Source organism: Streptomyces sp. NPDC090021, from assembly GCF_044748225.1.
Classification (GTDB): Bacteria; Actinomycetota; Actinomycetes; order Streptomycetales; family Streptomycetaceae; genus Streptomyces.
This window is the reverse complement of record NZ_JBIVFO010000014.1, coordinates 164,972-180,602: the sequence shown is the minus strand read 5'-3', so window position 1 is coordinate 180,602 and position 15,631 is coordinate 164,972. Positions and strand designations below refer to the sequence as shown.

The following is a 15,631-nucleotide window of genomic DNA, read 5'->3' as shown; positions in this document are numbered from 1 at the left end:
CCCTTGGGTGTTAGCTTCTTGTCTGCTAGTCTACGCACCTCCCCCGCCCCCACGATCGGGGTCCCCCGCCCCGCCCCCCCCCCCCCCCCCCGCCGCCCCCCCCCCCCCGTCCGCAGGACCCGGGGCGGGGCCGGCACCGGCTAGAGGGCGGGCACCTTCTCCGGAGTACCGCTCGGGGTGCCGCCCGCATGCTCGGCGGCGCCCTCGCGCTCCGCCATCGGGATCGCCTTGCGCGGCAGCATGAACATCACCAGGGAGATGACCACCAGCACACCCACGACCCACCAGAGCGCACCGCGGAAGGCCTCGACGTAGGGCGGGCCGAAGAGCATGTCGTCCTCGATCAGCCCGAAGAAGACCACGGAAGTCAGGGCGAGGCCCAGCGCGTTGCCCATCTGCCCGGTGGTGTTGATCAGGCCGGAGGCCGAGCCCGCGTCCCGGCGCGGCACCTCGGACAGCGTGGTGTCGTTGAGCGGGGCGACGATCAGGCCCATGCCGATGCCCATGAGGATCAGCGGGGCGGCCATCTGCCAGGAGGCTATCTCCATGCCGTAGTGCTCGGACTCCCAGATGTAGAGGATCAGGCCCGCGGCCATGACCACGGCGCCCGCCTGGAGCACCTTGCGGCCGAAGCGCGGGACGAGCTTCTCGACCGAGAGGCCGGCGGCCACCGACACGGCGATGGAGAAGGGGATGCCGGTGGTGCCGGCCCGCAGCGCGCTCCAGCCGAGGCCCATCTGCATGTAGAGCGTCCAGACCAGGAAGAAGATGCCGGTCGCGATGCCGAAGGTCAGCTGGACCGCGATGCCGCCGGCGAAGCTCTTGACCTTGAAGAGGGAGAGCTCGACGAGCGGGGAGCCGTCCTTCCTGGTCTTGTACATCTCGTACGCGATGAACACGGCGAAGACGAACGGCGAAGCGATCATGAGGATGAAGCCCCACACCGGCCAGCCGTTCTCGCGGCCCTGGGTGAGCGGGAAGATCAGCATGACGAGGGCGAGGGTCGCGAGGACCACGCCCACCAGGTCCAGCCGCAGCGCCTGCGGGGCCTTCGACTCGGTGATGAACCTGCGGCCCAGGATCACACCCGCGATACCGACGGGCAGGTTGATCAGGAAGATCGGGCGCCATTCGAGGCCGAAGAGGTTCCACTCGGTGAGCAGCGCGCCGAGCATGGGGCCGGAGACGGCACCGAGGCCCACGATCGCGCCGAACATCCCGAAGACCTTGCCGCGCTCCTGGGGCGGGAAGGTGACGTGGATGATGGCCAGCACCTGCGGCACCATCATGGCGGCCATACCGCCCTGGAGGATGCGGGAGGCGACGAGCATGGCCGGGTCGGCCGCGATGCCGCAGAGCAGCGAGGCGGCGGTGAAGCCGGCGATGCCGATGAGGAAGAGGCGCTTGCGTCCGTAGATGTCACCGAGACGGCCGCCGGTGATGAGCCCTGCGGCGAACGCGAGCGCGTAGCCGGCGGTGATCCACTGGATCGCGCTGGTGGACGCGCCGAAGCTTTGGCGCAGGGTGGGTATCGCGATGTTGACGATCGTGACGTCGACCAGGTCCATGAAGGCCGCGGTCATCACGATGGCGAGCGCCAGCCAGCGGCGGCGGTCGGGGGGTGAGCTGGGTGCGTCGTGGGCTACGTCGTTCCGCTCTTCTCGTGCGGGCCCGTTCTCTCTTTCGGGCGCTGTCCTGGACGTCTCGGTGGTCATGAGGAGAAACCTAGACGGGATATAGGTCAGCGAGTGTCCTATTTCGCTGGCAACCTGGATCACATGACCGACACACCGGCACGGCTGCTCTCCCTGCTGTCCCTCCTCCAGACCCCGCGCGAGTGGCCGGGGAGCGAGCTGGCGGAGCGGCTTCGGGTGAGCGCGCGGACCATCCGGCGCGACATCGAACGGCTGCGGGAGCTCGGCTACCCGGTGGAGGCCACGCTCGGGGCCGAGGGCGGCTACCGGCTGGTGGCGGGAGCGGCGATGCCGCCGCTCCTGCTCGACGACGAGGAGGCCGTGGCGATCGCGGTGGGGCTCCGGGCGGGGGCCGGGCATGCGATCGAGGGGGTCGAGGAGGCCTCCGTACGCGCCCTGGCGAAACTGGAGCAGGTCCTGCCGTCGCGGCTGCGGCACCGGGTGGGCACGCTGCAGTCGGCCACCATCGCGCTGACGCGGGGGGACGGGGCCAGTGTGGACCCGCGGACGCTGACGACGATGGCGTCGGCGGTGGCGGGGCCGGAGCGGCTGCGGTTCGCCTACCGGGCGCGGGACGGGGCCGAGTCACGACGGCTGGTGGAGCCGTACCGGCTGGTCAGCACGGGCAGCCGCTGGTACCTCGTCGCCTACGACATGGAACGGGAGGACTGGCGGACCTTCCGGGTGGACCGGGTGGCCGAGCCCTTCGCGACGGGGGCCCGGTTCGCGCCGCGGGAGCTGCCGATGGACCCGGAGGAGTTCGTACGGCGGGGGCTCGGCGCGAACGGCTCGCGGACGTACGCGGTGGAGGTCGCCTTCGAGGCGGGCGCGGCGGAGCTGCCTCAGTGGCTGCGGACGGCCGCGGTGCCGGGCGGGGGCGCACCGGCCGTGGTCCGCTTCGAGAGCCGGGACGCCCCGGAGTGGCTGGCGGCCCGGCTGGCCCTGACGGGCCTGGCCTTCACGGTCCGCGCGCCGGGTTCGCTGGCGGAGGCGGCCCGCACGCTGGGGGCGCGCCTGAGCGGAGCGGGTTCCGCGCGGGAGGCGGAGGACTCGTAGGTCCGTGCAGTCCCGCGGGGCGGGCGGGACCGCGCGGACACGCCTGGGCGGGGGCAGGGGGGAGCCCCGGCGCCTGGGGGGGATAGGCACCGGGGCTCGTTCGGGGGCTGGGCGGCGGGCGGTCAGGCCACGGCGTCGAAGCCGGTGTCGCGCGCCATCCGCTTGAGCTCCAGCAGGGCGTGCTTCTCGATCTGGCGGATCCGCTCGCGGGTCAGGCCGTGCTGCTTGCCGACCTCCGTCAGGGTCCGCTCGCGGCCGTCGTCGATCCCGTACCGCATCTTGATGATGGACGCGGTGCGCTGGTCGAGCTTGCCGAGCAGGTCCTCCAGCTCCTCGCTGCGCAGCAGCGAGAGCACGGACTGCTCGGGGGAGATCGCCGAGGTGTCCTCCAGGAGGTCACCGAACTGGGTGTCGCCGTCGTCGTCCACCGACATGTTCAGGCTGACCGGGTCGCGCGCCCAGTCCAGTACGTCACCGACGCGCTTCTCCGTCGAATCCAGCTCGGCGGCGATCTCGGCGTGCTCCGGGTCGCGGCCGTTCTCCCGGTTGAACTCGCGCTGGACCCGGCGGATCCGGCCCAGCTCCTCGACCAGGTGGACGGGGAGGCGGATGGTGCGGGACTGGTCGGCGATGGAGCGGGTGATCGCCTGGCGGATCCACCACGTGGCGTACGTGGAGAACTTGAAGCCCTTGGTGTAGTCGAACTTCTCCACGGCGCGGACCAGGCCGGCGTTGCCCTCCTGGATCAGGTCGAGGAGGGGCAGGCCGCTGCGCGGATAGCGCCGGGCGACGGCGACGACGAGGCGGAGGTTGGAGCGGATGAACACTTCCTTCGCCCGCTCCCCCTCGGCGGCCAGCGCCTCCAGTTCCTCGCGGGTGGGGGCGTCCCCCTCGCGCTCCGTCGCGCCTTCGAGGATCTGCTGGGCGTAGACACCGGCCTCGATGATCTGGGAGAGCTCCACTTCCCTGGCGGCGTCGAGGAGCGGGGTGCGCGCGATCTCGTCCAGGTACATCCCGACCAGGTCGCGGTCTGCGATCTCCCCGCCCACAGCGCGTGCGCTGCTCGTGGACTGACGGCGGGCGACGGCGCGGGTTGCCATGCGTGCTCCCTTGCGATGAGTTCGGTCGCGGTGCGGCTGCCGGACGGCCACCGTGATGCGGTGGTGCGCCCTCGGACACTCTCCCGAGTGCCCGCTTCCGAAGGAAACAACGACTGGAAACGGGACAGAATTCCCACGCTGGTCCCTCTTTTTCGAGATCTTGCAGTATCCTGCCCCGCCACGAGAGGGGGCCGGATGCCACGCGGCCTCGAAGAGGTGCAGGTCAGCCCCCGGAACGGGGGCGATCCGGCACCCCCGCGGGCGCGCGCCCGTGAGACGCGCCCGTGAGACGGCCGTCACGCTCGGCGCCACCGCGTTCACTCGCAACGCCGTCGTCCCGACCGCACTCCCACCCCTGAGGACGGCCCCCGCGGCCGTCCGGTTGCCTGCACACCCGTTCGGGTGAGGCTCGGGCATATTTCGGCGGCACGGGACGCGGCCTCCGTAGCGTGCGGGACGTCGCTTGTGCCGCCCGGTCGGCGACGCCCACACTTGAGGAGGAGGTGCTGCACCCATGACCGCTCTCGCCCATGAGCCGACCCCCGAGGCCACCCGTCCGTACTCAGAACTGGACGAGGCCCTCTGGCTCGCATGGCAGGCCGCAGTCGAGAAACTCCCCGAGGGCTTCCACGCCGAAATCATCGAGGAGTCCATCGAAGTGTCACCCACCGGTCGTTACTCACATGGCAGGACGGCCAACGATCTACGTGACGGGCTCGTGCTGTTCCTGGCCGGGAGTGAATACGTCGCCAGACAGGACATGAACGTCATCCACGGACGCAAGGTCCTGATCCCCGATGTGTTCATCGCACCGAGGGACACCCCGGAACACGTCACCGAGGACGGCATCGGCATCAAGGCCTCGGCCGTGGAGATGGTCGTCGAGGTCGTCTCTCCCGGGCGCACCAGCGTGTCCCGCGACCGAGTCCGCAAGCGCCGGGCCTACGCACGCGCGGGCATCCCGATCTACGTCCTGATCGACGATCACGACGAACTCGGCATGGTCACCCTTCTGACCGCGCCGGACCCGGTCCAGGCCGTCTACGACGACGAGGTCCGGGTGCCGTACGGCACGGCCGTGACCGTGCCCGAGGGACCCGCCAAGGGGTTCACCATCGACGAGTCGATCACCGGGGCCCCGAGGGGACCCTCTTAGCCGAACTGCAGGCTGCGCTTCGACAGGCCCATCCAGAAGCCGTCCACCGGGTCGCGGCGGGCTCCGAGGTCGCCGGTGGCGTCGGCCGCGCCGAGGGTGACGAAGAGCGGGGCGAAGTGTTCCGTACGGGGGTGCGCCAGGCGGCCCGAGGGGGACCTGGCCTCGAAGTCGAGCAGGGCGTCGACGTCACCGGCGGCCAGCGCCTCGTGGCCCCACGCGTCGAACTCCGCGGACCAGGCGGGGACTCCCGGGCCCGTGTGGCGCAGCGCGGCGAGGTTGTGGGTGAAGAAGCCGCTGCCGACGATGAGGACGCCCTCGTCGCGCAGGGGCGCGAGCTTGCGGCCGACGTCCATCAGGCGGCGCGGGTCCAGCGTCGGCAGGGACATCTGCAGGACCGGTATGTCGGCCTCGGGGAACATCTCCACCAGCGGTACGTACGCGCCGTGGTCCAGGCCGCGGTCCGGGATGTCCTGGACCGGGGTGCCGGGGGCCCGCAGCAGCGCCCGGACCGAGGCGGCCAGCTCCGGAGCGCCCGGGGCGTCGTAGCGGACGCGGTAGTAGTGCTCGGGGAAGCCCCAGAAGTCGTGGACGAGCGGGGCGGGCTCGGTGGCGCCGAGGGCGAGGGGGGCCTCCTCCCAGTGGGCGGAGACCATGAGTATCGCCGTGGGGCGGGGCAGGTCCGCCGACCAGGCGGCGAGCTCGCCGGGCCAGACCGGGTCGTCGGCGAGCGGCGGCGCCCCGTGGCTGAGGTAGAGCGCCGGCATGCGCGTCCCGCCGGGGGTCGCGCCCGTGGGGGCGTGGGTTGCGGTGGCCGGGGTCATGGGGGCGCTCCTCCGTCGTCGTTCGGGGCTGCCTCGAAAAGACCGACCCCGCCTGGTTCAAATTTGAACCAGGCGGGGTGTGCAGTCATTCCCGCGTACCCGCGGCGCGGATCAGTGGGCGATCACCGGGACCTTGAACTCCGCGTCCTCGGCGGAGCCGGACCCCGAGGCCACCGGGTCGCCCGCGCCCGGACGGCCGGTGTTGATCAGCGTCAGGGCGATGGCCGCGCTGGCGGCCAGGATGCCCACCGCCCACCAGATGGCGGAGGCGTAGCCCTCGACCATGGCCTGTGCCTGCACCAGCCGGGCCGCGTCCCCGCCGGCGGCGGCCTCGGCCGCGTGGTCGGTCAGGTAGGCCGTGGTGGCCGAGGCGGCGATGGTGTTCAGCAGTGCCGTACCGATGGCGCCGCCGACCTGCTGCGAGGTGTTGACCATGGCGGAGGCGACACCGGCGTCGGCCGGGTTCACCCCGTGTGTGGACAGGGACATGGCCGGCATGAAGGCCGTGCCCATGCCGAGGCCGAGCAGCAGCTGCGCCGGCAGGATCAGCGCCGGGTAGGAGGAGCCGACCTCCAGCTGGGTCAGGAGCAGCATGCCGACCGCGGCGACCAGGAAGCCCGGGCCCATCAGCAGGCGCGGCGCGACGCGGGTCATCAGGCGGGCGCCGATCTGGGTGGAGCCCAGGATCATGCCCGCGATCATCGGCAGGAAGGCGAAGCCGGTCTTGACCGGTGAGAAGCCCTTCACGACCTGCAGGTAGTAGGTGAGGAAGAGGAACAGGCCGAACATCGCGATGACGGCCAGGCCGAGCGAGAGGTAGACACCACCGCGGTTGCGCTCCAGCAGGACGCGCAGGGGCAGCAGCGGGGACTTCACCTTGGACTCGACGAGGACGAACGCCGCGAGCAGGGCCGCCGAGGCGATGAACATGGCCACGGTGACCGCGTCCGACCAGCCGGCCGACTCGGCGCGGGTGAAGCCGTACACCAGGGCCACGAGACCGGCGGTGGACAGGACCACGCCGGGGATGTCCAGCGGGGCGCGGTTGCGGGAGCCGGCGGGCTCGCGGATGACCATCCAGGCGCCCACGGCCGCGACGACCGCGAAGGGGATGTTGACGAAGAAGGTCCAGCGCCAGTCGAGGTACTCGGTGAGGAAGCCACCGAGGATCAGGCCGACGGCGCCGCCACCGCCCGCGATCGCGCCGTAGATGCCGAAGGCCTTGGCGCGCTCCTTGGCGTCGGTGAACATCACCGCGAGCAGGGAGAGGGCCGCCGGCGCGAGCAGCGCGCCGAAGGCACCCTGGAGGGCGCGGGCGCCGAGCATCATGGCCTCGCCGTTCGCGGCGCCGCCGAGCGCGGAGGCCAGGGCGAAGCCGACGAGACCGACGACGAAGGCGTTCTTGCGGCCCCACTTGTCGGCGATGCGGCCGCCGAAGAGGAGCAGTCCGCCGAAGGCGAGCGCGTACGCGGTGATGACCCACTGGCGGTTGCCGTCGGAGATGCCCAGGTCGGTCTGGGCGGAGGGGAGGGCGATGTTCACGATGGTCGCGTCGAGGACGACCATCAGCTGGGCCAGGGCTATGAAGACGAGCGCCTTCCAGCGGCTGGGATCGGCAGCCGACACGGGTGTCGCGGCTGTTTTCGGCATGGGGATACCCACTTCACTGTGCGGAATGACTGAAAAATGCTAGTTCGTAAGGCCTTGCGGTGTCACATGGTTTTCAGCGTCAGGTCTTCCAACGTGGCGGCGGAGCCGGGGAGTTCGGAGCGGGCCGGGGTCCGCAGCCCGTCGAGGAAGAGCTGGAGATGACGGTGGGCGAAGCGGTCGGTGTCGAAGCAGGCGGTGCCCGGGAGGGGGCGGCTGAGCTGGGAGAGGGCGACCATCAGGTCGCCGACACCGATGTCCGCGCGGACCAGTCCGGACTCCTGCCCCGCGGTCAGCAGGGTCTCGACGGCCTCCGCCAAGGCGGTGCGCGCCGCGAGGAGTTCGGGGTGGTCCTGGTCGAAGCCGTCGGCGAGCATCGGGCACAGGGCGCCGATCCGCTCGTCGGCGGCGGCGTGCGTGAACCGGCACAGCGCGGCGAAGGCGTCGGGTTCCTCGGCGAGTGCGGCCTCGGCCGAGGCCGTGACCCGCTCGGTCGTGAAGAGCACGACATGGTGGACGAGGGTGTCGCGGTCGGGGAAGTGCCGGTAGAGGGTGGCGTTGCCGATGCCCGCCCGCCGGGCCACCTCGTCGAGGGGGGCCGCCGAGCCGAACTCGACGAACGCCTCGCGGGCCGCCGCCAGGATCCGCTCGCGGTTGCGGACCGCGTCGGCGCGCGGGCGCGGTACGGCACCCGCACCCGAGCCGCCGGTCCCGCAGGCCCGGCCGGCCCCGCAGGCCCGGCCGGACTCCGGGGCCGCCGGGTCCGCGGCCGCCTCCGGGGCGGTCGGGACGGCCGCTGCGGTCGTGCTGGGGCGCTTCATCTCCAAGGCCTTTCCGGGGGCGGTGGTCGAACCGGGCGGTACGGGCCGGCTCCTCGTAAGCGGGGAGCCGCTCCCCGCTTACGGGGACTCACATACAAACGGGGAGCCGCTCCCCGGTTATTTCACTCCTTCGTGTGAGCCGGGTCACTCCGCCGGGGCCGCCCGTCACCGTTTGGCCTCTCCCGACGCGCGGGCGCGGCGCGCCCGACGGAGGGTGAACCGCACAGGGCGCAGACCGGACACGGCCGGCTGCCGCGGACCCGAGGGCGAGCTCCATGACGCAGACCCGCCGCCGGATACGCAGACCACGCCTCACCGGCGCGTACATCGGCCTGACCGCGCTGGCGATCGGGGTCACGGCGACCGCGAGCACGGGCATATCCGGCCGCGGCCAGTCCGCGGCCGGGCCGGTGGCCACGACCGTCGAGTCGGCGCTCGCGCCGTGCCGGATCGCCGGGACGATGGGCGTGCAGATGTCCGAGGGCATACCGACCCCGCCGGGGTACTCGCGCTCGACGGGAGAGGTCCGGGCGCTGAACCTGATGATCGACTTCCCTGACGCCAAGGGCGAGGGCACGGCGCTGGACCGGCTGGCGGAGTTCTTCCCGCAGACCTCCGAGTGGTTCCGCACCAGTTCCTACGGCCGCCTGACCTACCGGGCCGAGGCGCCCGTGAAGACCTGGCTGCGGATGCCGATGCCGTTCGCGGCGTACGGCATCGAGCGCGGGTCCTCGTACGAACCGGGCTACCGGCAGCTCGTCGAGCACATCGCGAAGGCCGCCGACGCCGAGGTCGACTTCAGCCGGTACGACCTGGTCAACATCCTGGTCACGCCGAACGCCGGGCCGTCCGCCCTGGACACCGTGCTCTCGGTGACCTTCTCCGGCAACGGCGAGGCGCCGATGGCCGACGGGGTACCGCTGTCCAACACGTCCTTCGTCTACAGCCGGCAGGACGACGGCTCCGGGACCTACCGGGAGACCGGCTACCGGGTGCTCCCGCACGAGAACGGGCACGTCTTCGGGCTGCCCGACCTCTACACCTCCGACGGCGGGAACACGGTCGGGCACTGGGACATCATGAGCGAGGACTGGGGTGCCAACAACGACCTGATGGGCTGGCACAAGTGGAAGCTGGGCTGGCTGGACAGCACCCAGATCTCCTGTGCGTCGAAGTCCGGTACGAGCGACCACGTCCTGACCCCGCTGGCGGTGGAGGGCGGCATGAAGCTGGCCTTCATCCCGCTGTCGGAGAGCGTCGGGTACGCCGTGGAGGTGCGGACCCGGGCCGGCAACGACGAGGCCGTCTGCCGGCCCGGCGTCCTCGTCTACAAGGTGGACTCCGACGTGGACACCGGGCACGGCCCCGTGACCGTGTCGGACAGCTCGACGGCGAGCGGCGGCTGCACCCGCCGTCCCAACGTGCACGCCGAGCTGTCGGACGCCCCGTTCCGGCCGGGTGAGACCTTCACCGACGAGAAGGCCGGAATCAGCGTCTCGGTGGTGGGCGAACTGCGCGACGGCAGCTACCAGGTCCGCGTCACCCGGCCCTGACGTCCTCCCGGGCGGCTACGGCCCGCGGCTCACGGCCCGCCGTCCCGGTCATACGGTGACGGCCGTGAGGACGAGTCCGTCGGCCACCAGCCAACGGCCGTCGAAATGCCGTACGGCACGGCCGGCCACCACCGGGCCGTCGACCAGGAGACGCGCGTGGAACTCGCCCTCGGTGGCGGCCGGTTCCGGCTCCGGGTGGAACCGCAGTTCGGCCTGGGTGAAGTCGAGCCGGCGGCCGGTGAGCGGGAACCACGTCTTGTAGACGGACTCCTTGGCGCTGAAGAGGACCGTGTCCCAGTGCAGGCCGGGCCGGGACCGGGCCAGGGCCCGGAGCCGGACGCGCTCGTGCGGGAGCGCCACCGCCTGCAGGACCCCGGGGGGCAGCGGGACGTGCGGCTCGGCGTCGATGCCGATTCCCGCCAGGTCCGTGGACCGGGCGGCGGCCGCCGCCCGGTAGCCGTCGCAGTGGGTGATGGCCCCGGCCACGCCCGCGGGCCACAGCGGCTCTCCCGAGCCGCCCACGGGAACGGGCCCGGCGGGTGCTCCCAGGCGGTCCAGCGCCCGGTGCGCGCACAGCCGTCCGGTGGCGAAGGTCCGCCTGCGTCCCTCCGAGGCGCGGGCCACGGCCGCCCGTTCCTCGGGGTGGAGGCGGGAGAGGGCGGCCGGCACGTCCGCGTACTCCGCCGAGCTGGCCACCCGGGCGGGCAGGATCCGCTCGATCACTTCGCCGGCCCCCCGTCCTCGTGCTTCCCGCCCGCGCGGCCCGGCCCCGCGAGGAGGCCGGCCGGCTCACCGAGTGCGGCCACCGCCGCGGTGGTCGGCAGGGCGTGCCGCATGCGCTCCCGGAACACCGACCGGGCGATGTCCGTGCGGGTGGACGCTGCCGCGTCCGTCGTCCCCGGATCCGGGGCGGTCGCCCGCCCGGAGCCGTCGCGCGTACCGGAGCCGTCCTCGGCGGGCTGGGGCACGACATCCTCGTCTCTGAATCCTGAACGGTGGAACGCGCGGCAGCCTAACAACAGGCCGACCAGATTCCACTAAAGCGATCCTTTCATCACCATGACCGCAAAACTTAACCGTCCTTGCCCGCTCCGCCACCTCCTCCTGTATTCCCGGTGAACTCTCGGCCTAGACGTTCGGAGAGGGAGACCCGCACATGTTCCGGATGCCGCTGAGGCGGCTTCTCCTCGTTCCGCTCGGGCTTGTTCCGCGACCCCGGGTCTGCGTCAAGAGCCGGGCGGCGACCGAAGCTGCAATTCCGGTTCCGGTTCCTCCAGGGGAAAGCCAGGGATAACAACGGCTTTAGCCTCCATCGATACTCTCGGCCGAGTGCGCCCTGATCACCGAGAGAGGCTCTTGTGAAGATTCTCCGCCAGGAAGACAAGAAGTTCGGCGTAACCGTCGAGGAATTCGATCTCACCACCGCCACGGAAGCGGATTTCGAGGAGATCAAGACCCGCGTCTACAGCGACAAGATCGTCGTGCTGCGCAATCAGCACCTGTCCTCCCCGGAATTCGCCGAGCTCGGCCGCCGCCTCGGCACGGTGGAGACGTACTACGAGCCGATGTACCAGCACCCGGAGGTCTCCGAGATCTTCGTGTCGTCCAACGTGGCGAGCGCGGACGGCACCCAGGTCGGCGTCCCGAAGACCGGCAAGTTCTGGCACGCGGACTACCAGTTCATGCCGAACCCCTTCGGGCTGACCCTCATCTACCCGCAGGTCGTCCCGCAGAAGAACCGCGGCACGTACTTCATCGACATGGGCCGCGCCTACGACGGCCTGTCGGACGAGCTGAAGCACGCCGTCGAGGGAACCCGCGCCGTGCAGAACGTCAGCCGCTACTTCAAGATCCGCCCCGAGGACGTCTACCGCCCCGTCGGCGAGCTCGTCGACGAGATCCAGGCCAAGACTCCCCCGACGCCGCACCCGACCGCCTTCAAGCACCCGGCCACCGGCGAGACCGTCCTCTACATCAGCGAGGGCTTCACCACCGGCCTGCTCGACGCGGACGGCAACGCGCTGGACACGTCCCTGCTGACCGCCCTCCTGGAGGCCAGCGGCCAGCTCGACGACACGTTCGAGCACGAGAACATCCACCTGCAGACCTTCGAGAAGGGCGACCTCCTCGTCTGGGACAACCGCAGCCTCGTCCACCGGGCCCTGCACACCACCACCGCGGAGCCGGCCGTCTCGCACCGCGTCACGGTGTACGACCAGTACCCCTTCCACGACGGCATCGGCGCCTGATCCCCCACCGTCTGCACCCACCCCGAACAACGAGGTAGTCATGACCATCGGATGTCCCGTCACCGGTCACAAGGACCCCTTCGACGCGGAGTTCTTCGCGGACCCCTACCCGGTGTACGCGCAGATGCACGAGGAAGCCCCCGTACACCGGGTGCGCCTCCCCGAGGGGACGCTCGTCTGGCTCGTCACCAAGTACGAGGAGGCCAGCGAGGCGCTCAAGGACCGCCGCCTGGTCCGCAACCGCCGCTACGCCGGCGAGGACTACGAGAACGAGATCCTGCCGGAGATCGTTAGGTCCGGGAACCTCCACATGGAGGACGGTCCCCTGCACACCCGCCTGCGGCGGTTCATGAACTTCGCCTTCACCCCGAAGCGGATCGCCGCGATGGAGCCCCGCATCCACGAGGTGACCGCCACCCTGCTCGACCGCATCGAGGCGGACGGCGGCGGCGACATCATGGACCTGCTCGCCGCCCCGCTGCCCATCACGATGGTCAGCGACATCCTCGGCGTCCCGGAGGACCGGCGCAGCAACTTCCGCGAGTGGAGCGACACGCTGCTCGGCGGTGAGCCGGTGTCCGCCCAGCAGGCCGCCGTCAACCTGCTGGGCTTCGTCCAGGAGCTCATCGCGAACAAGCGCAAGAACCTCACGGACGACCTCATCTCGTACTGGATCACCGCCGAGGACACCGACGGGCAGCCGCTGACCGATCAGGAAATGATCGGCATGACGTTCTTCCTCCTGCTCGGCGGCTACGACACCACCGTCGGCCAGATCGGCGCGTCCACCCTCGCCCTGCTCAACAACCCGGACAAGGCCGCGCTGATGCGCGACAACCCGGAGATCATCCCCGACGCGGTCGAGGAGCTGATGCGCTGGGACGGCTCCACGCACAGCGGCATCCGCCGCTTCGCCGCCGAGGACATGAACATCGGCGGCGTGGACATCGCCAAGGGCGACTGCGTACTCATCTCGCTCGGTGCGGCCAACCGCTGCCCGGTGCGGTTCGCGGACCCCGAGGTCATGGACTTCGGGCGCGAGGAGAACTGGCAGCTGGCCTTCGGCCGCGGCCCCCACCACTGCCCCGGCAAGGAGCTGGCCCGCAAGGAGCTCCAGATCGCGCTGGGCGAACTCGTGCGCCGCTTCCCGAACATGCGTCTCACCAAGCCCGAGGAGGAGGTCGTCTGGCGGCCCTCCTACATCATCCGGGTCCCCCAGTCCCTGCACATCACGGTCTGATGCACAGCGAGGAGACGACGTTGCAGAGCAGTCAGGACCTGGCGCAGGACACCGTGCGGGTCGACGCCGCCCGATGCCCCGTGGGGCCGCTCGGCACACCGTTCGACGCCCAGTTCTTCGCCGATCCCTACGCCACGTACCGCCGGCTGCACACCGAGGGCCCGGTGCACCACATCAGGACTCCGGACGGTGTGGAGGCCTGGCTGGTCACCCGCTTCTCCGACGTCCGCAAGGGCCTCGGCGACCACCGGCTCGTGCGCCACGTGCGGCACGCCAAGGACACCTACCACCGGTTCCCGCTGCCGGTGGAGTTCACCAAGTCGCTCGTACGGGAGGACCCGCCCGAGCACACCCGTCTGCGCCGCTTCATGAACATGGCGTTCGCGCCCCGGCGGGTCCGGGCCCTGCGGCCGCGGATCGTCGAGGTGGCCGAACGCCTCGTCGACGAACTCGGCGAGCACGGCGAGACCGAGCTGATGGCCTCCTACGCCGCCGCGCTGCCGATCGAGATCATCGCGGACATGCTCGACATCGCCCAGGAGGACCGGGCGGGCTTCCGGCGCTGGGCCGACGTGATCCTCGGCATCGACCCGGAGGAGATGCGCGAGGGCGGGATCGGGATGCTGAAGGTCCTCACGGACCTGATCGAGCGCAAGCGCGCGCAGCCCGGCGACGACATCTGGACCGAGTGGCTGGAGGGCAAGGACGACCAGGGCGGCAGCCTCGACCAGCACGAGCTCATCGGCATGGGCTTCATGGTCCTGCTGGGCGGCTACGACCCCACCGCGGGCGTCATCGGCTGCGCCATCCACACGCTCCTTCAGGACCCGGACCTCGCCGAACGGCTGCGCAAGGAGCCGGAACTCATGGAGGACGCCGTCGAGGAGTTCCTGCGGATGTTCGGGTCGAACCACACCGCGGCCCGGCGGTTCGCCGCCGAGGACGTCGAGATCGGGGGCGTCACCATCCCCGCCGGCGACACCGTGCTGCTCTCCCTCGGCGCCGCCGACCGCGACGCCCTGCAGTTCGACGAGCCCGACACCTTCGACCTCGCGCGGAACAACAACCGGCACGTCGCCTTCGGTTTCGGACCCCACTACTGCCCCGGCACCGAGCTCGCGCGCATCCAGATCGCGGTCGCCCTCGAAGTGGTCCTGCGTCGCCTGCCGGACCTGAGGCTCACGGTCCCGGCCGAGGACGTCCGGCTCCGGCCGGCCTACTTCATCCGTTCGCCCGTCGCACTGCCCGTCTCCTACTGAGTACGGGTTCTGGAGAGACACGTGACGCAGACAAGAACTCCACCGGCCGGGTCCCGCCCCGACCGGCTCGACACCGACACCGAACTGCTGGGACGCGTGCTCCGGCCCTACCGGGAGCACTGCCAGTACCTGAAGTCGTGCGAGGTCACGGGCGGGACCGGGGACGGGGGCGCGGACGGGCCGCTGACGGCGCGCTGCACCTTCGAGATCCCACAGTCGTGCTACATCGACGACACCGGGCACTTCAACTCGGTGGAATTCAACATCTGTTACAACCAGATGCTGTACTACGTCATCGCCAGGTCGGTGCAGGACGGACTCCTGGAGTCCTTCGCGCACTGGTCCATGGAGGACTACTGGCAGCGTCAGCTGGCCGACTTCCTCATCACCGACTTCCGCAGCACCTTCAAGCGGGCCATGCGCGGCCGCCACTTCTCCGGCGAGATCCAGATCCTGGACGTCGTGGAGTGGGAGGGCAGCGACATCCGCGAGCCGCTGCTCGTCGTCCACACCGCCTGCCGGTACTGGGACGCGAGCGGCGGCAACTGCCACGGCGAAGTGAAGATCGCCATCACCCACCCGACGACTGCGGTGCCATCATGACCGACGTTCCCCGTGCGACCGCCCGCTTCCGGCGGCTCCCCCGGTCGGAGTGGCGGACGGAGCTGGAGACCCTCGTGGTCGAGGAGTTCCGCACGGCCCTGCTGATGACCGGGACCGAGACCGTTCCGCTCGACCAGAACTACTTCGACCTGGGCCTGACCTCGCTGCGCGCCACCGAGATCAAGCAGCGGCTGGAGGCCGGTCTCGGCGTCACGATCGACACGTCCGTGCTCTTCGGCAGCCCGACGGTCGACCGGCTCCTGGACCACCTGCTCACCCAGCCGCTGGACGGCACGCCGGCCCCCGGCACCGAGGCACCCGCCGCGCCCGCCGCCCCGGCCGCCCCCGATCTGCGCAAGTCCCTGGTCGACGACCTGCTGAGCGACCTCTACCAGGCCTGACCACGTCTCTCCGGCAGGGCCCGCGCGGCCC

At 70.9% G+C, this 15,631-nt stretch carries 15 protein-coding genes; 8 read left to right on the top strand and 7 right to left on the bottom strand.

What is annotated here, in order from left to right:
- Positions 1–140: 140 nt before the first annotated feature.
- Positions 141–1,715 carry an MFS transporter gene (locus ACIPXC_RS14090; RefSeq protein WP_401616764.1) on the bottom strand — a complete coding sequence of 525 codons (1,575 nt, stop codon included), beginning with the start codon at positions 1,713–1,715 and terminating at the stop codon, positions 141–143.
- A gap of 63 nt (positions 1,716–1,778) precedes the next feature.
- Between ACIPXC_RS14090 and ACIPXC_RS14085 the strand changes: the two genes are divergently transcribed.
- A complete protein-coding gene (locus ACIPXC_RS14085; protein ID WP_401616761.1) occupies positions 1,779–2,750 on the top strand; it encodes a helix-turn-helix transcriptional regulator in 972 nt (323 codons plus the stop codon).
- A 122-nt stretch (positions 2,751–2,872) separates the two neighbouring features.
- Here the strand turns inward: ACIPXC_RS14085 and ACIPXC_RS14080 are convergent, their stop codons facing one another.
- The gene (locus tag ACIPXC_RS14080; RefSeq protein ID WP_401616759.1) at positions 2,873–3,850 is read right to left on the bottom strand and encodes an RNA polymerase sigma factor RpoD/SigA; all 978 of its coding nucleotides are present in this window, start codon (positions 3,848–3,850) and stop codon (positions 2,873–2,875) included.
- 514 nt (positions 3,851–4,364) lie between these two features.
- Between ACIPXC_RS14080 and ACIPXC_RS14075 the strand changes: the two genes are divergently transcribed.
- Positions 4,365–5,006 carry a Uma2 family endonuclease gene (locus ACIPXC_RS14075; RefSeq protein WP_401616756.1) on the top strand — a complete coding sequence of 214 codons (642 nt, stop codon included), beginning with the start codon at positions 4,365–4,367 and terminating at the stop codon, positions 5,004–5,006.
- On the opposite strand, the gene ACIPXC_RS14070 is transcribed toward ACIPXC_RS14075, so the two are convergent.
- The 3 genes from ACIPXC_RS14070 to ACIPXC_RS14060 all read right to left on the bottom strand — a co-directional run bounded on the left by ACIPXC_RS14070 (position 5,003) and on the right by ACIPXC_RS14060 (position 8,301).
- Positions 5,003–5,827, bottom strand: coding sequence for a dioxygenase (locus ACIPXC_RS14070; RefSeq protein WP_401616753.1), 825 nt, complete (start codon positions 5,825–5,827; stop codon positions 5,003–5,005). The two genes, ACIPXC_RS14075 and ACIPXC_RS14070, sit on opposite strands and share 4 nt — an antisense overlap.
- A 111-nt stretch (positions 5,828–5,938) precedes the next feature.
- A complete protein-coding gene (locus ACIPXC_RS14065) occupies positions 5,939–7,477 on the bottom strand; it encodes an MFS transporter (RefSeq protein ID WP_401616751.1) in 1,539 nt (512 codons plus the stop codon).
- 62 nt (positions 7,478–7,539) lie between these two features.
- Positions 7,540–8,301, bottom strand: a complete 762-nt coding sequence (locus ACIPXC_RS14060; protein WP_401616748.1) for a TetR/AcrR family transcriptional regulator — start codon at positions 8,299–8,301, stop codon at positions 7,540–7,542.
- A 269-nt stretch (positions 8,302–8,570) separates the two neighbouring features.
- On the opposite strand from ACIPXC_RS14060, the gene ACIPXC_RS14055 reads away from it, so the two are divergent.
- A complete protein-coding gene (locus ACIPXC_RS14055; RefSeq protein WP_401616745.1) occupies positions 8,571–9,848 on the top strand; it encodes a M6 family metalloprotease domain-containing protein in 1,278 nt (425 codons plus the stop codon).
- 48 nt (positions 9,849–9,896) lie between these two features.
- Here ACIPXC_RS14055 and ACIPXC_RS14050 read toward each other — a convergent pair whose 3' ends face one another.
- On the bottom strand, positions 9,897–10,571 hold the full coding sequence (locus ACIPXC_RS14050) for a 4'-phosphopantetheinyl transferase (protein WP_401616742.1): 675 nt from the start codon (positions 10,569–10,571) through the stop codon (positions 9,897–9,899).
- A complete protein-coding gene (locus ACIPXC_RS14045) occupies positions 10,568–10,816 on the bottom strand; it encodes a hypothetical protein (protein ID WP_401616739.1) in 249 nt (82 codons plus the stop codon). Before ACIPXC_RS14045 ends, ACIPXC_RS14050 begins: the two co-directional genes overlap by 4 nt.
- 390 nt (positions 10,817–11,206) lie before the next feature.
- Here ACIPXC_RS14045 and ACIPXC_RS14040 point away from each other — a divergent pair, with 390 nt between their 5' ends.
- From ACIPXC_RS14040 to ACIPXC_RS14020, 5 genes are read left to right on the top strand one after another with little or no spacing between them, the layout of a single operon-like run.
- Positions 11,207–12,097: a TauD/TfdA dioxygenase family protein gene (locus ACIPXC_RS14040; RefSeq protein ID WP_401616736.1), complete on the top strand. Its 891-nt coding sequence runs from the start codon at positions 11,207–11,209 to the stop codon at positions 12,095–12,097.
- 40 nt (positions 12,098–12,137) lie between these two features.
- Positions 12,138–13,337, top strand: a complete 1,200-nt coding sequence (locus tag ACIPXC_RS14035; RefSeq protein ID WP_401616734.1) for a cytochrome P450 — start codon at positions 12,138–12,140, stop codon at positions 13,335–13,337.
- The gene (locus ACIPXC_RS14030) at positions 13,337–14,596 is read left to right on the top strand and encodes a cytochrome P450 (RefSeq protein WP_401616732.1); all 1,260 of its coding nucleotides are present in this window, start codon (positions 13,337–13,339) and stop codon (positions 14,594–14,596) included. The genes ACIPXC_RS14035 and ACIPXC_RS14030 overlap by 1 nt, the downstream gene beginning before the upstream one ends.
- Before the next feature lie 21 nt (positions 14,597–14,617).
- Positions 14,618–15,199: an FcoT family thioesterase gene (locus tag ACIPXC_RS14025; RefSeq protein WP_401616729.1), complete on the top strand. Its 582-nt coding sequence runs from the start codon at positions 14,618–14,620 to the stop codon at positions 15,197–15,199.
- Positions 15,196–15,600: an acyl carrier protein gene (locus ACIPXC_RS14020; protein WP_401616727.1), complete on the top strand. Its 405-nt coding sequence runs from the start codon at positions 15,196–15,198 to the stop codon at positions 15,598–15,600. Before ACIPXC_RS14025 ends, ACIPXC_RS14020 begins: the two co-directional genes overlap by 4 nt.
- Positions 15,601–15,631 lie beyond the last annotated feature (31 nt).

Bases quoted from the DNA above. Each gene is read 5' to 3' on its own strand.
- ACIPXC_RS14090 (WP_401616764.1), bottom strand. From the start codon at position 1,715: ATGACCACCGAGACGTCCAGGACAGCGCCCGAAAGAGAGAACGGGCCC.
- ACIPXC_RS14085 (WP_401616761.1), top strand. From the start codon at position 1,779: ATGACCGACACACCGGCACGGCTGCTCTCCCTGCTGTCCCTCCTCCAG.
- ACIPXC_RS14080 (WP_401616759.1), bottom strand. From the start codon at position 3,850: ATGGCAACCCGCGCCGTCGCCCGCCGTCAGTCCACGAGCAGCGCACGC.
- ACIPXC_RS14075 (WP_401616756.1), top strand. From the start codon at position 4,365: ATGACCGCTCTCGCCCATGAGCCGACCCCCGAGGCCACCCGTCCGTAC.
- ACIPXC_RS14070 (WP_401616753.1), bottom strand. From the start codon at position 5,827: ATGACCCCGGCCACCGCAACCCACGCCCCCACGGGCGCGACCCCCGGC.
- ACIPXC_RS14065 (WP_401616751.1), bottom strand. From the start codon at position 7,477: ATGCCGAAAACAGCCGCGACACCCGTGTCGGCTGCCGATCCCAGCCGC.
- ACIPXC_RS14055 (WP_401616745.1), top strand. From the start codon at position 8,571: ATGACGCAGACCCGCCGCCGGATACGCAGACCACGCCTCACCGGCGCG.
- ACIPXC_RS14035 (WP_401616734.1), top strand. From the start codon at position 12,138: ATGACCATCGGATGTCCCGTCACCGGTCACAAGGACCCCTTCGACGCG.
- ACIPXC_RS14030 (WP_401616732.1), top strand. From the start codon at position 13,337: ATGCACAGCGAGGAGACGACGTTGCAGAGCAGTCAGGACCTGGCGCAG.
- ACIPXC_RS14020 (WP_401616727.1), top strand. From the start codon at position 15,196: ATGACCGACGTTCCCCGTGCGACCGCCCGCTTCCGGCGGCTCCCCCGG.